This is a genomic window from Klebsiella sp. YJ (assembly GCF_002108615.1).
Taxonomy (GTDB): domain Bacteria; phylum Pseudomonadota; class Gammaproteobacteria; order Enterobacterales; family Enterobacteriaceae; genus Klebsiella; species Klebsiella planticola.
The window spans coordinates 52,073-65,112 of the sequence record NZ_MTEG01000025.1 but is presented as its reverse complement, the minus strand read 5'-3'; the positions used below and the strand labels follow the sequence as shown (position 1 = coordinate 65,112).

The 13,040-nt window shown below is 56.3% G+C and carries 16 protein-coding genes and 1 pseudogene; 4 read left to right on the top strand and 13 right to left on the bottom strand.

From position 1 onward, the window contains the following. Positions 1-390 precede the first annotated feature (390 nt). Genes BV390_RS22895 through BV390_RS31970 form a run of 6 tightly spaced genes read right to left on the bottom strand, consistent with a single transcriptional unit; the run spans position 391 to position 2,328 of the window. The gene (locus BV390_RS22895; protein WP_085397396.1) at positions 391-639 is read right to left on the bottom strand and encodes a hypothetical protein; all 249 of its coding nucleotides are present in this window, start codon (positions 637-639) and stop codon (positions 391-393) included. After that, positions 636-833, bottom strand: coding sequence for a hypothetical protein (locus tag BV390_RS22890; protein WP_085397395.1), 198 nt, complete (start codon positions 831-833; stop codon positions 636-638). Before BV390_RS22890 ends, BV390_RS22895 begins: the two co-directional genes overlap by 4 nt. After that, complete coding sequence (locus BV390_RS22885) at positions 830-1,225, bottom strand: hypothetical protein (RefSeq protein WP_085397394.1); 396 nt, start codon at positions 1,223-1,225, stop codon at positions 830-832. Before BV390_RS22885 ends, BV390_RS22890 begins: the two co-directional genes overlap by 4 nt. Continuing rightward, the gene (locus tag BV390_RS22880; protein ID WP_085397393.1) at positions 1,222-1,707 is read right to left on the bottom strand and encodes a class I SAM-dependent methyltransferase; all 486 of its coding nucleotides are present in this window, start codon (positions 1,705-1,707) and stop codon (positions 1,222-1,224) included. Before BV390_RS22880 ends, BV390_RS22885 begins: the two co-directional genes overlap by 4 nt. Next, positions 1,704-2,156, bottom strand: coding sequence for a hypothetical protein (locus BV390_RS22875; RefSeq protein ID WP_085397392.1), 453 nt, complete (start codon positions 2,154-2,156; stop codon positions 1,704-1,706). Before BV390_RS22875 ends, BV390_RS22880 begins: the two co-directional genes overlap by 4 nt. Position 2,157: 1 nt before the next feature. Continuing rightward, the gene (locus tag BV390_RS31970; RefSeq protein WP_369804354.1) at positions 2,158-2,328 is read right to left on the bottom strand and encodes a hypothetical protein; all 171 of its coding nucleotides are present in this window, start codon (positions 2,326-2,328) and stop codon (positions 2,158-2,160) included. A 59-nt stretch (positions 2,329-2,387) separates the two neighbouring features. On the opposite strand from BV390_RS31970, the pseudogene BV390_RS22870 reads away from it, so the two are divergent. Then, a pseudogene (locus BV390_RS22870) lies at positions 2,388-2,561 on the top strand (DUF4060 family protein); the annotation flags it as partial. A gap of 220 nt (positions 2,562-2,781) precedes the next feature. On the opposite strand, the gene BV390_RS22860 reads toward BV390_RS22870, so the two are convergent. After that, positions 2,782-3,969 (bottom strand): tyrosine-type recombinase/integrase, encoded by a 1,188-nt coding sequence (locus BV390_RS22860; protein ID WP_085397390.1) that lies wholly within the window; start codon positions 3,967-3,969, stop codon positions 2,782-2,784. 175 nt (positions 3,970-4,144) lie between these two features. Between BV390_RS22860 and sapC the strand changes: the two genes are divergently transcribed. From sapC to sapF, 3 genes are read left to right on the top strand one after another with little or no spacing between them, the layout of a single operon-like run. Further along, entirely contained in the window at positions 4,145-5,035 is an 891-nt protein-coding gene (sapC, locus tag BV390_RS22855; RefSeq protein WP_004861118.1) for a putrescine export ABC transporter permease SapC, read from the top strand. Next, positions 5,035-6,027 carry a putrescine export ABC transporter ATP-binding protein SapD gene (gene sapD, locus BV390_RS22850; protein ID WP_004861115.1) on the top strand — a complete coding sequence of 331 codons (993 nt, stop codon included), beginning with the start codon at positions 5,035-5,037 and terminating at the stop codon, positions 6,025-6,027. Before sapC ends, sapD begins: the two co-directional genes overlap by 1 nt. Position 6,028: 1 nt before the next feature. After that, positions 6,029-6,838: a peptide ABC transporter ATP-binding protein SapF gene (sapF, locus tag BV390_RS22845; RefSeq protein WP_032688092.1), complete on the top strand. Its 810-nt coding sequence runs from the start codon at positions 6,029-6,031 to the stop codon at positions 6,836-6,838. A 30-nt stretch (positions 6,839-6,868) separates the two neighbouring features. Here sapF and BV390_RS22840 read toward each other — a convergent pair whose 3' ends face one another. The 6 genes from BV390_RS22840 to BV390_RS22815 form a co-directional block, all read right to left on the bottom strand. Beyond that, on the bottom strand, positions 6,869-8,245 hold the full coding sequence (locus BV390_RS22840) for a purine-cytosine permease family protein (RefSeq protein WP_168185427.1): 1,377 nt from the start codon (positions 8,243-8,245) through the stop codon (positions 6,869-6,871). Between the two features lie 124 nt (positions 8,246-8,369). Next, entirely contained in the window at positions 8,370-9,872 is a 1,503-nt protein-coding gene (locus BV390_RS22835; protein WP_064793111.1) for an HAL/PAL/TAL family ammonia-lyase, read from the bottom strand. Continuing rightward, a complete protein-coding gene (locus tag BV390_RS22830) occupies positions 9,869-10,663 on the bottom strand; it encodes an ABC transporter ATP-binding protein (RefSeq protein WP_032688094.1) in 795 nt (264 codons plus the stop codon). The genes BV390_RS22835 and BV390_RS22830 overlap by 4 nt, the downstream gene beginning before the upstream one ends. 1 nt (position 10,664) lies before the next feature. Beyond that, the gene (locus tag BV390_RS22825) at positions 10,665-11,396 is read right to left on the bottom strand and encodes an ABC transporter permease (protein ID WP_032688096.1); all 732 of its coding nucleotides are present in this window, start codon (positions 11,394-11,396) and stop codon (positions 10,665-10,667) included. 9 nt (positions 11,397-11,405) lie between these two features. After that, positions 11,406-12,125: an ABC transporter permease gene (locus BV390_RS22820; RefSeq protein WP_085397388.1), complete on the bottom strand. Its 720-nt coding sequence runs from the start codon at positions 12,123-12,125 to the stop codon at positions 11,406-11,408. A 12-nt stretch (positions 12,126-12,137) separates the two neighbouring features. Then, positions 12,138-12,995 (bottom strand): transporter substrate-binding domain-containing protein, encoded by an 858-nt coding sequence (locus BV390_RS22815; protein ID WP_085397387.1) that lies wholly within the window; start codon positions 12,993-12,995, stop codon positions 12,138-12,140. Between the last annotated feature and the right edge of the window lie 45 nt (positions 12,996-13,040).

Genomic DNA, 13,040 nt, shown 5'->3' with positions numbered 1-13,040 from the left:
CCACAACTCACGCAGGGAATCATAAGCATCAGACCAATTAGCGGTTATATAAGCACCAATTTTAGTTTTGAGTTGAAAGTCCCTTAACTGCTCGGGTGATACCTCCTTCGGCACCAACACTTACCCCTCTGGAATTACCGGAGAGTTGCCAGGCGCAGCTTGGTACATCCGCCACAATGCCTGCGCTACTGTATGATTAAATACCTTGCCGTCCCACTCCATTCTCAGCTCATAACCCCGGTCATCAGCGCATACCAGGTCCATTTCTGACCAGTTCCAGAACTCATTGCATAGGGAGATGAAATGCTCGCGTGAGCGATTGGTTGACGTTTCCGCGATTTCCCGACAATTGTTGGTTGACGAACTCGAATTTTCCCGACAGTTGCCAGCCTAGAGCATGGTTGCTCGAGCCGAATCCCAGATGTACTGAGCCTTCTCTCGAAAATCAGGGTAACAAAGCGTGATTTGCAAAGCGCATTTGCGTGACCACTCGTCAAAACTAATTGGCTCCTGAGTCTCGCTGTCCATTGCGGCCAGCTGCGCGCGGGCCAGCTCAATGACGTCATCATGGGTGTAACAATGCTCGCCGAGAGCAATTCCGGACATGCGTTCTCTGGTTATGGTTGATTTGCTGGTCATTGGTTGGCTCCTTCGATAATCGCATTCAGGGAGTTGAGGACCATATCTGTCATGATGCCCTTGCCGTTCTCTTTTACGTGAGCCTGTATTTCACTTCGGGCTGCCTTGAGAACTCCGACACTGACTGTGACCATGCGCTGATTGTCTGCGTTAATTTGCAGCAAACGCTCCAAATGTGATTTTTCAGCCATCATTCAGCCTCCACCTTGAGAGGTGGCAGCTTCACGGTGCGGGACTCCAGCTCGGCGATGCGCTCCTCTGCACAGTCCAATTTTTCACCGAGCTCTTGGGCTATTTGAAACCACCTAACTCGCCGCTCTTCACTCACCTCCAGCGACTTTGCCTGCTCTTCTATACGATTGCGCATCGATTCAATTTCAGTTCCTTGAGACTCCAGCGCCTCTACCAGACCCGAAATGATATTGAGCTCGTCACTATCGACCAGTTCCATAAATTCGCTGGTCGCCTCATCCCTGGCTGCTACAGTGTCGTAATCTCTCGGGTTATTACGATATGCCTCGAGGGTTAAGCGATATTTCTCTGCCGCCGCTTTCATAGCTGGCGCCAGTTCGGTGATATCAGTCATGCTGCAGCCCCCTTCACGAAAATTACCCAGTGCGTTTTGTCCGCTTTCCCTGTGCGTTGCCAGATGGCCGGCTTCTCATCTGTCAGCGCCAGAATCTGGCTAACCGGTATCTGGGTTTCGTTCCATTTGAAGAAGATGAGTACGCCGTGTGGCCGCAGCACGCGAAACGCCTCTTTGAATCCTGCGCGAATGTCGGCACGCCATGTTTTTTTGTTCAGGCGCCCGTACTTTTTACCCATCCACGCGGTCTGCCCGACGCGCTCAAGATGTGGCGGGTCAAACACAACAACCGGAAATGAGGCATCAGCGAACCGCAGCGCACGGAAGTCGGCAACGAGGTCAGGGCTGATAACCAGACGGCGGCCGTCGCACAGCTTGTGCTCCTCAGCTCTAATGTCAGCGAATACCGCACGAGTATCTCGTTTGTTGAACCAGAACATCCGGGAGCCGCAGCACATGTCGAGAATAGTTTGCTCGGTCATTTGGCCCCCTCGCGCAACTGCTCAATTTCGAAGTCCAGCTCATCGGAAATACCATCCAGATGCGGTTGTACCATCGCTTCTTCGTACTGCCGATTTTCAGCTAGGCCTCCGGGGCAGATGTTATCGTGGCAAGCACGGGCAATTTCTCGCGCTTTCTCAAGCCCGCGCGCCTCTGCCTCGGCTACGATGCGATCGGTGGCGGGGGTTTCCATCGCAGTTTTCTGCACATCGACGTACCATTCGTGGTACCGGTAATCCAGCATCCCGTCGGCCTGCTCAATCCACATATCAGATGCGGTAGCAAATTCGGCAGCCTGCTTCAGCGCCACATTCTCTGCAGCCAGCTGCGTCACCCAGTCCTGCAGGTCCACGCCAGCTGGGCACCCGACAATCTCCCGGCACTTCTCGATAATCAGTGCCAGTGCTGTTAATTCGTTCTCGTTATTCATGCTATTGCCCCTGGATCTGCTGAATGATTTTTTTGTGCTTACCCAGCTCACGGATCGTGCCACGCAGCTTTTCAAGGCGGTTTAACTTCGTTTTTGCCTTACGAATTTCCTGCGCGACTTGCGCCAGGGTCGGTACGTTTAATTCGCCCTGGGGTTTAATCAGCGCCGGGATGCTTAGGACAAATTCTTTCGTCTGGATCGGGCTCTCTTCCGCCTGAAAGGCCGACTCTTCAGCATGTGCTGTTATACGGCGCCTACGGACGCCAGAAGGCGAAACGGACTTATACGGTCATCGTTGAGGGCTCAAAAATCACCGTTGAAGTCGTGAACCGGAAATGCAGCTACGTGGCGACGGCCATGAACTGTGCTCGCAGGCTGCGGCATCTTCCAGGACAATGCAACTAAGAGAGAAAACATGAATAACACTTCGCAAGCGCCAGATGAGATTTTGATAACTAGCGACGTTTTGTCCAGATACAAAATTTCTCGCAGCACGTTGTATTTCTGGAGCACTCCTTCCCGGATGCCATCTTTTTTTATCGGCCTTTCCCGAAGCCAAGGATAGATGGCAGCCCGAAAAGGTGGAGGCTTTCGGACCTACTCGCGTGGGAGGAAAACGTTGGCATCAAACCAGAGGCTGACCAATCAGGGTTTCAAGATGGCTCTGCCAAACAGCTAACCAATGCCGCTGATCATCCAGATAATCATGCAGGTTATAGCGTGCCATGACTCCGGACATATGATGTCCAAGCAATTTTTCAATAACATGTGGTGGCGCGCCTAATTCTGAAAGGCGCGTCGCGATAGTTCTTCTAAGGTCATGGAGTGACCATGTTTTCATACCGGTTTTGGCAATTATCTGAACTGAGAACAAAGCCACATTTGGCTGAAGTGGCGGCCTGTCATCCTCCGGCCCTTTACATCGTGACACTGTAACGACATGAGTCGAAACGGATGTTTCTTTGTAGGACTCCATCATTTTAACCACCGTCTCGGGCAAAGCTCTTCTAACCGATTTCCCGGTTTTATAATCGCTTCCCGGGATAGTCCATGTCCGATCGTGGAAATCAAACCACTCCCACTTTGCTGTTCTTATTTCAGTGCTTCTGCAGCCGGTCAAAATAAGAAACTTCATGATCAGCTGTTGCCTGTCCTTCATCTCAGGAAGAGCATTCCAGAGCGTTTTGATTTCTTCATCACTTAATTTGCGATCTTTGACCGCGGCGGTTAGTCCGACATCGGAGCGCCTCAGGGTTTCTATAGGGTTATTGCTAATCACCCCTCGGTTAGAGCAGAAACGGAACGTTCGCTGCATCAACCCCAACATTTGCCCAGTAACAACCCGTCTACCCATGCCATCAAAAAGACTCAGCCAGTGCGCCTTTGTTGTCTGGTCAACGATCATATTTCCCAGAACGGGATTAATGTGATTGTTAAAGTCCCGGCGATTCACCTTGATTTTGACTATCCCCTCGGGAATACAGTAATACTTCTCCCAGTAATCGAACGCTTCTTTGACTGTTATCGCATCGATTCTTTTCTGCTTTTCCAGCACGGTCTGGCTTCTTGGGTCCAAACCTTCCACCAGCCAGGATCTGAACTGCTGCCTACGCTCCCTTGCATGAGATAATGATACGCTCGGATAATCGCCAATCGTCAGTTGTACGGCCTTGCCGTTCCATCTGTAGCGATAAAAGAATGTTATACTGCCGGTTATAGATAACCTTACATTCAGTCCGTGAGCATCTGAAATGACATCAATTTTGTCTCTTTTCTTGCCAAGGGCCTTTCTTAACTTGGTGTCAGTAAGCATGTGTACATTCCGAAGAAGATATACAACATGAGTGTACACATTTTCTGTAAATTGAGAACCATCAAGGTTATCAGGATTAAACAGATTTAAAGCGGGGATGAGCGGCAAAGCCGCTCGGTAAGCGGAAACATTAAAAAGACGTAAAGTATGATTAACGAATATAAAACGGATTCATATGCCCTACGATAGCGTGTATCTGGAAAAGCGTCCGCCTGGGGCGCTGCGTACCGTCTGGCGAAAATTCTACGGCGACACGACTGCGATGATCGGCCTGTACGGCTGCGCCGGTCTGGTGCTGCTGTGCGTCTTCGGCGGCTGGTTTGCCCCTTATGGTATCGATCAGCAGTTTCTTGGCTACCAGCTGTTGCCGCCGTCATGGTCGCGCTATGGCGAAGTCTCGTTCTTTCTCGGGACCGACGATCTCGGTCGCGATGTGTTGAGCCGTCTGCTGAGCGGTGCGGCGCCGACCGTCGGCGGCGCTTTTGTCGTCACCTTCGCGGCGACGCTGTTCGGCCTGGTGCTCGGCGTCGTTGCCGGCTCAACCCATGGCCTGCTGTCGGCGATGTTGAACCATATCCTCGATACCCTGCTGTCGATTCCGTCGCTGCTGCTGGCCATTATTGTCGTGGCTTTCGCCGGGCCGCATCTGAGCCACGCGATGTTCGCCGTCTGGCTGGCGCTGCTGCCGCGCATCGTACGCTCGGTCTACAGCATGGTGCATGATGAGCTGGAAAAAGAGTACGTCATTGCCGCCCGTCTCGACGGCGCATCGACCTTAAATATTCTCTGGTTTGCGGTGCTGCCGAATATCGCCTCCGGGCTGGTCACGGAGATCACCCGCGCATTATCGATGGCGATTCTCGATATCGCTGCCCTGGGCTTTCTCGACCTCGGCGCCCAGCTTCCTTCCCCGGAATGGGGCGCGATGCTGGGCGACGCGCTGGAGCTGATTTATGTCGCGCCATGGACGGTGATGCTGCCCGGCGCGGCGATTATGATTAGCGTCCTGTTGGTCAACCTGCTGGGCGACGGGATCCGCCGCGCCATTATCGCCGGGGTGGAATAATGCCGTTACTTGATATTCGCAACCTGACCATTGAGTTCAAAACCAACGAGGGCTGGGTCAAAGCCGTCGACCGCGTCAGCCTGACCCTTGCGGAAGGTGAGATTCGCGGCCTGGTGGGCGAATCCGGATCCGGTAAAAGCTTGATTGCCAAAGCGATCTGCGGCGTCACCAAAGACAACTGGCGGGTGACCGCCGACCGTATGCGTTTCGATGATATCGATCTCTTACGCCTTTCCAGCCGCGAACGCCGCAAGCTGATTGGCCACAACGTGTCGATGATTTTTCAGGAGCCGCAGTCCTGTCTCGATCCGTCGGAGCGTATCGGCCTGCAGTTAATGCAGAATATCCCCGGCTGGACCTTTAAAGGCCGCTGGTGGCAGCGCATCGGCTGGCGAAAACGCCGGGCCATCGAACTGCTGCACCGCGTCGGGATTAAAGATCACAAAGACGCCATGCGCAGTTTCCCCTACGAATTAACCGACGGGGAGTGTCAGAAGGTGATGATTGCCATCGCCCTCGCCAACCAGCCGCGTCTGCTGATCGCCGATGAGCCGACCAACGCCATGGAGCCGACGACCCAGGCGCAAATTATCCGCCTGCTTACGCGTCTGAACCAGAACAATAACACCACCATTTTGCTGATCAGCCACGATATGCAGATGCTCAGCAAGTGGGCGGATAAAATCAATGTGATGTACTGCGGACAAACGGTAGAAACGGCGCCCAGCGAAGAGCTGGTGACAACGCCTCATCATCCGTATACCCAGGCATTGATCCGCGCGATCCCGGATTTTGGCAGCGCGCTTCCGCATAAAAGCCGCCTGAATACGCTGCCGGGAGCCATCCCCCTGCTCGAGCAGCTGCCGATCGGCTGTCGTCTCGGGCCGCGCTGCCCCTACGCGCAGCGTGAATGCATTGAAACGCCGCGCCTGACCGGAGCCAGAACGCATCTGTACGCCTGTCATTTCCCGCTAAACATGGAGAAAGAGTGAAATGGTCGAAACATTGCTCGAAGTCCGTAATCTGAGTAAGACCTTTCGCTACCGTACCGGCTGGTTTCGTCGTCAGATGGTGGAAGCGGTGAAACCGCTCAGTTTTACGCTGCGCGAGCGCCAGACGCTGGCGATTATCGGCGAGAACGGCTCAGGAAAATCGACGCTGGCGAAAATGCTGGCGGGCATGATCGAGCCAACATCCGGCGAGCTGTTGATTGACGATCATCCGCTGACGTTTGGCGACTACTCTTTCCGCAGTCAGCGTATCCGCATGATCTTTCAGGACCCTTCGACCTCGCTGAACCCGCGGCAGCGTATTTCGCAAATCCTCGACTTCCCGCTGCGCCTGAATACCGACCTCGAACCGGAGGCGCGGGAGAAGCAGATTATTGAGACGCTGCGAATGGTCGGCCTGCTGCCGGACCACGTGAGCTACTATCCGCATATGCTGGCTCCCGGCCAGAAGCAGCGTCTGGGCCTCGCGCGCGCGCTGATTCTGCGTCCGAAAGTGATCGTCTGTGATGAAGCGCTGGCGTCGCTGGACATGTCGATGCGTTCGCAGCTGATCAACCTGATGCTGGAGCTACAGGAGAAACAGGGGATTTCGTATATCTACGTGACCCAGCATCTGGGGATGATGAAGCATATCAGCGATCAGGTCCTGGTGATGCATCAGGGCGAGGTCGTCGAGCGCGGCAGCACCGCCGATGTGCTGGCGTCACCGCTGCACGACCTCACCCGACGCCTGATTGCCGGCCACTTTGGCGAGGCGCTGACCGCCGATGCCTGGCGCAAAGACGGTAAATAATCATCGGCGCCGGCAGCGGCTCAGTCGGCTCTAGTCCGGGAACACGCTCTGCGTCGGCAGCACGCGACGATCAAAACGACGCAGCGCGTAGTAAAGAACCCCGGTCCCGAACCAGCCGATAATCCAGGAGACATCGTTGCCGGCAAACAGCCACGTCAGCGAGCCGTGATACAGCGGGTTCTCAATAAACGGCAGCTGGATAAGCACGCCGACGATATAGACCGCGATCGCGTAGAGATTCCAGTATCCGTAACGCTGTTGCGGATCGGACAGCGCGGGAATATCCACGGCGCCCGCGGAGATCAGATAGTGGTCGGTCAGACCGATCGCGCTCCACGGGACAAAAAACGCCAGCAGGAAGAGCAGGAAATGGGTGAAGTTCTTTAAGAACGCGGGCTCGCTCAACAACGCAATCACGCATGAGATGGCCACCATCAGCACCACGAAGAGAATGCGCGCCCTCTTCGACAGCGCAGCCTGACGACGAAATCCGGAAACGATGGTGCTCAGCGACATAAAGCTGCCGTAGGCATTCAGGGTGGTGAAGGTGATTTTGCCAAAGCAGATCGCAAAGTAGATCACCATCGCCATCAGCTGGCTTTTGCCTAACCCGACGATAAAGCTCACTTCATGACCGGAAAACGCGCTGCCGGCGATGGCCGCTGTCAGAACGCCTAGCGTCATCGATGCCTGCGTGCCCAGCACCGTCCCGCTAAAGACGCACAAAAACGTTTTCGCGCCCGAGACATTACGCGGCAGATAGCGAGAGTAATCCGAAACGTAGGGGCAGAATGCAATCTGCCACGACGACGATAACGACACGGCCAGTAAAAACATCGGCAGTGAGAAATGGTTATTCTGCGCGATCGCCGGCAGATTGGCAGACAGCAGCAGCGTCACAAACAGATAGACAAACGCCAGCACCCCGACCACGCTCGCCACTTTGCCCAGCTTATGAATGACGCGATAGCCCAGCACGGCAATCACAATAATGATCGTGCTGAACAGCAGCATACCGGCCACGTCAGAGATCGACAGCAACCTTGCCAGCGCCTGACCGGCCAGCACGGTACCGCTGGCCGAAAAGCCGACATACATCACGCACACCAGTACCAGCGGCACCACGGCGCCAAACACGCCAAACTGCGCCCGGCTGATGATCATCTGCGGCAACCCCAGGCGCGGCCCCTGCAGCGCATGCAGCGACATCACCGCCGCGCCGAGCACCTGCCCCACCAACAGCCCAATCAGCGACCAGACAACATCGCCTCCCAGCACCACCGCCAGCGCTCCGGTGACGATGGCGGTAATCTGCAGATTACCGCCAAACCACAGCGTAAACTGGCTAAAGGGATGTCCATGGCGTTCATGATCGGGAATATAATCGATCGACCGCGATTCCGTTATCCCCTGCTCGCGATGGGCTGACTGGCGGTCGGCTGGTGAAAAAGAAGACATCGTTCCCCCGCTATAGCTTATTGTTATTGATGTATTTTATTTTTATATTCTGCTGTTATTGACCGTTCAGCCGCTATGCCAGCCTGTCTGCCCGGTGGCGCTTGATGGTCGCGACCGCTTTGCCTATTTCTGGCGCCAGCCAGCGATCGTCTTCCCATGTCGCCACGCTCTGTCGCAGCAGCGCCAACGCGTGACGCGTGCCGGCTGCCAGCATGTCCTGAGCATGAAACTCCAGCCCTTGAGCGGCCAGCAGATACTCGATCGCCATAATTTGATACAGGTTGGCCAGCAGGCGCTGTAGCTTGAGCGAAGCGCCGGTTCCCAGGCTCAGGTGATCTTCCTGCAGCGCCGAGGTCACAAAATTATCGAGCACCGCCGGCTGCGCCAGCTGCTTGTTCTCCGCACAAAGCGAGGCCGCTACGTACTGGGCGATCATCATGCCGGAGTTCACCCCGGGTTTGGCCACCAGGAATGCCGGCAGGCCGCTGATTAGCGGGTTAACCAGACGATCCAGACGCCGCTCGGCGATAGCGCCCAGTTCGGCCATCGCAATCGCCAGCACATCACAGGCCATGGCGACTGATTCCCCATGCGGATGCGCCTGCGACACCACTCGCCAGTTCTCGAGGGTGCCGAGAATCAAGGGATTATCCGTGCAGGCGTTCAGCTCGGTGTTAATTTGCCGCTCGGCATGAGCGAACTGATCGCGGCAGGCGCCGTGCACCTGCGGCATAGAACGCAGACTGAGCGCATCCTGGGTGCGTATCCCCTGGCTGGCGCTCAACAGCGGGCTGTCGGCCAGCAGTTGACGTAATCGGGCTCCGCTCTGCTGCATTCCAGGACTGGCCTTCAATGCCAGGATCTCGGCGTCAAACGCCACGATTTGTCCACGCAGAGCTTCAAAACTCATTGCGCCGGTGACATCGGCCCAGTCCAGCAGTTGGCTGGCATCGTCGAGGGCCAGACAGGCCATCCCGGTCATACACGGCGTCCCGTTGACCAGGCTTAATCCCTCTTTCGCCCCTGGCGAAATGGGGGCAAGCCCCGCCTGTGCCAACGCGTCGGCAGCCGGTACCACCCGCCCCTGCCAGCTCACCTCGCCGATCCCCATCAGCGCCAGACCGATATGCGCCATATGCGTCAGATAGCCCACCGAACCTTGCGAGGGCACCTGCGGCGTGATTTGCTGATTCAGAAAGGCGAGCAGCTGGTGCACGATGGCGCAGGAAATCCCGGATTTGCCATGGCTGTAGTTGGCGACGGCGGCGCACATAATGGCCCGCGTCTGCGCGTCGTCCAGCAGAGGACCGACGCCGCAGGCGTGGCTCAGCAGCGTATTGCGCGATAGCTGGCTCAGCTGCTCTTCGGGCAGAGTGATATTGCACAAGGCCCCGAGGCCGGTATTAATCCCGTAGGCTATCTGCCCCGCGTCGATAATATGCTGAACAATCGCCCGCCCCTGTGCGATGCGCTCCCAGGCGCCGGCGCTGAGCGCCAGTTGCGCCTGGCCTCTGGCGACCTGCACGACATCCTGCCAGCATAACGGGGCGTCGCCCCACAGCACCTGTTGATTCATACGGATTGTCCTGGTTGATGATGGCTGGAGATAAACTGTTGAAAACGCGGCGACCCATGCGCGCCGAAAAGCGCCTCCGGCGGACCGTCGCAGTCAATGGTGCCTTGATGCATAAACACCACGCGGTTGGAGACATGACGGGCAAACCCCAGCTCATGCGTGACCACCAGCATCGTGCGCCCCTCTTCCGCCAGGCTACGCATCACTTTCAATACCTCCCCCACCAGTTCCGGATCTAACGCCGAAGTCGGCTCATCAAAGAGCATGACCTCCGGATCCATCGCCAGCGCCCGGGCTATCGCTACGCGCTGTTGCTGACCGCCAGAAAGCTGGGCCGGGTAAAAATCCTTGCGGTTCAGCATGCCGACACGGTCAAGCAGCTGTTCCGCCTGTTCAATACACTCCTGCTTGCTGCGTTTCAGGACATAATGCGGCCCTTCAATCACGTTTTGCAGCACCGTCATATGCGACCACAGGTTAAAGCTTTGAAACACCATCCCCAGCCGCGAACGCAGACGTTCTATCTGCTTAGGGTTGGCCGCTAACCGGTGGCCGCGCGCATGGTGCTTCATCTCAATGGTTTCACCCCCCACGCTGACCACGCCCGCATCGGGTGTTTCCAGCAGGTTGATGCAGCGCAAAAGCGTACTTTTACCTGAACCGCTGGCGCCCAGAATCGAGATCACATCGCCTTTTTGCGCCTGGATAGAAATCCCCTTCAGCACATCAAGTGAGCCAAAGGATTTATGGATATCGCTGACGGACAGCGTCACGGGACGGGGATCGTGCATACTATTCTCCTTTGGTGGCCGGTTTGAGTGCTACGGTGGCAGGGGTTTGCCGGGTATGCGGCGTCAGACGACGCTCAAGCAACGCATAAAGCTGCACGATGATAAAGTTGAGCAGCAAATAGATAACCGCGGCGCAAAGAAAGACCTCCATCGTCCGGTAGGTTCTCTGGATAATTTGCTGCGCCACGCCGGTCACATCCCACACCGTCACCAGACTGGCCAGCGCGGTGGATTTCACCAGCAAAATCGCCTCGGTCGAATAGGCCGGCAGCGCATAGCGCAGCATCACCGGGGCGATGATGCGTCGCAGCAGCAGAAAACGGGACATCCCGCAGGCCTGTCCGGCTTCAATCTGACCAGAGGGCACCGCCAGCAGCGCGCCGCGCAGGATTTCAGCGGTGTAGGCGGCGGTGCACAGCGCCAGCGCCAGCACCGCGCAGATAAACGGCTCGCGCAGCAGCGGCCACAGAAAACTGTGGCGAATCACGCCAAACTGTCCCAGTCCGTAATAGATAAGAAACAGCTGGATCAGCAGCGGCGAACCGCGAAACAGCAGAATATAGCCTTTAGCAAAACTGCTGAGTAGCGGCCAGCGGCTCATGCGCAGCGCCAGAACCCCCACCGCCAGTACACCGCCGCAGAGAAAAGAACAGATAAACAGCCCCAGCGTAACCGGCAGCGCGGCGCAGAGCTTCAGGAACGTATCGCTGAGAAAGGCAACGTCGATAAACATAAACTCTCCTTAAGCCTGAGTCGCGGCGCGACGCAGCCAGGCGCGATTCAGGCGAAGTTCCGCCCGAATAAACGCCCGGTTGGACACCAGGGTGAGTATCAGGTAGCAGCCGCCGCCAATCACATAGAACAGGAAGTATTCGCGGGTGGAGCCGGCGGCAATCTGGCTGGCGCGCATTAACTCCGCAATCCCCGTCACCGAGACCAGCGCCGAATCTTTGAGGCTCATCTGCCAGACATTTGACAGCCCAGGCAGCGAATAGCGGGCAATCTGCGGTAGCATGATGCGCTGAAAAATCCGCCAGCGCGGCATGCCGATTGCCGACGCCGCCTCGACTTCACCGGGCATCAGCGCCAGGCGCGCCGCGCGGTAAACTTCAGCCTGATAAGAGGCGGAAATTAAGCCGATAGCCAGCGAGCCAATCAGAAACGGCGGCACCTCAATAAAGCCATCGGCGCCAAACAGCTGACCAATCGCCGAAACCAGTCCAGAACCACCAAAATAGAACAGGTAAATGACCAGCAGTTCAGGAATGCCGCGGAAGACAACCGAATAGGCGGAGCCGAACCAACGCACGGGGGCGTGTGGCGACAGCTTTGCTGCGGCAATCATGCCGCCGACCACCGCGCCGACCGCTAACGCGGCGAGAGACAGCAGCAGCGTGGTCAGCGTCGCGCTCAGGATGAGCGTGCCCCAACCGTTCTCACCAAAACTCAGCAGACTAAGCATCTTCAACCTCACTTATGGCGTGACATCGCTTTTAAACCATTTTTCGCTCAGCTTTTTCACCGTTCCGTCCGCCAGCGCGGCCTGAATCGCGGTATCCAGCTTCGCTTTTAAATCGGCATCGGCGTGACGAACGCCCATCGCTTCGCCCTCGCCCCAGATGGGGCCACTCAGCTGCGGGCCGCTGAAGTTAAGGTTGCTGTTTTCCGGACGCGCAAGCGTGGTGTTGGCGAAGGTAATATCGTCGAAGACGGCATCAATACGTTCGGCCTGGAGATCCAAAATAGCGTCCGCTGAATTGCTGTATTCCCGAATATCGGCCACATCTTTGAAGTATTTGTCGATGAACGGGGTATACACGGTGCCGGAAGCGATACCGATCGTTTTCCCTTTCAGGGCCGCTTTTAATGGCGCAATCGCCGCCTGAATCTCTTTTTCATCATCGTTAAGCTTGATGGTGTGGTTGGACCCGCTCGCCGGCGGCAGCAACGTGCCTTTTACCGCGATAAATGACGCCGGTGTTGCGGCGTAGGGGATCGTGAAGGAGACCACCTGTTTTCTTTCCGGCGTAATGACGATGGCATCCATAATCACATCGTATTTTCCGGCGTTGAGTCCGGCGATCATTCCGTCCCAGTTTTGCACGACCAGCTTGCACTCCATGCCCATGCGCTGGCAGAGATTGGCCATCAGTTCCGGTTCGAAGCCGCTGAGCTTGCCGCCCGGCAGCGTCAGGTTCCAGGGTTCATAACCCCCTTCCGTTGCGATGGTGATGGACTTCCACTCTTTGGCATTGGCCGCACTGCCGCAGAGCAAGAGTCCTGAAAACAGGGTTGTCAGACAGACCTGGCGAAAAGTGATGCTCTGCTTCATGATAATTCTCCTGATTTCATTTAAGTCATGCCGCTCTGGCGGTGC

What these genes read in the sequence shown, in the direction of transcription:
- sapD (WP_004861115.1), top strand. Translation starts at nt 5,035, where the DNA reads ATGCCGTTACTTGATATTCGCAACCTGACCATTGAGTTCAAAACCAAC.
- BV390_RS22815 (WP_085397387.1), bottom strand. Translation starts at nt 12,995, where the DNA reads ATGAAGCAGAGCATCACTTTTCGCCAGGTCTGTCTGACAACCCTGTTT.
- BV390_RS22835 (WP_064793111.1), bottom strand. Translation starts at nt 9,872, where the DNA reads ATGAATCAACAGGTGCTGTGGGGCGACGCCCCGTTATGCTGGCAGGAT.
- BV390_RS22890 (WP_085397395.1), bottom strand. Translation starts at nt 833, where the DNA reads ATGATGGCTGAAAAATCACATTTGGAGCGTTTGCTGCAAATTAACGCA.
- BV390_RS22860 (WP_085397390.1), bottom strand. Translation starts at nt 3,969, where the DNA reads ATGCTTACTGACACCAAGTTAAGAAAGGCCCTTGGCAAGAAAAGAGAC.
- BV390_RS22875 (WP_085397392.1), bottom strand. Translation starts at nt 2,156, where the DNA reads ATGAATAACGAGAACGAATTAACAGCACTGGCACTGATTATCGAGAAG.
- BV390_RS22830 (WP_032688094.1), bottom strand. Translation starts at nt 10,663, where the DNA reads ATGCACGATCCCCGTCCCGTGACGCTGTCCGTCAGCGATATCCATAAA.
- BV390_RS22885 (WP_085397394.1), bottom strand. Translation starts at nt 1,225, where the DNA reads ATGACTGATATCACCGAACTGGCGCCAGCTATGAAAGCGGCGGCAGAG.
- sapF (WP_032688092.1), top strand. Translation starts at nt 6,029, where the DNA reads ATGGTCGAAACATTGCTCGAAGTCCGTAATCTGAGTAAGACCTTTCGC.
- BV390_RS22825 (WP_032688096.1), bottom strand. Translation starts at nt 11,396, where the DNA reads ATGTTTATCGACGTTGCCTTTCTCAGCGATACGTTCCTGAAGCTCTGC.
- BV390_RS22820 (WP_085397388.1), bottom strand. Translation starts at nt 12,125, where the DNA reads ATGCTTAGTCTGCTGAGTTTTGGTGAGAACGGTTGGGGCACGCTCATC.
- sapC (WP_004861118.1), top strand. Translation starts at nt 4,145, where the DNA reads ATGCCCTACGATAGCGTGTATCTGGAAAAGCGTCCGCCTGGGGCGCTG.
- BV390_RS22880 (WP_085397393.1), bottom strand. Translation starts at nt 1,707, where the DNA reads ATGACCGAGCAAACTATTCTCGACATGTGCTGCGGCTCCCGGATGTTC.
- BV390_RS22895 (WP_085397396.1), bottom strand. Translation starts at nt 639, where the DNA reads ATGACCAGCAAATCAACCATAACCAGAGAACGCATGTCCGGAATTGCT.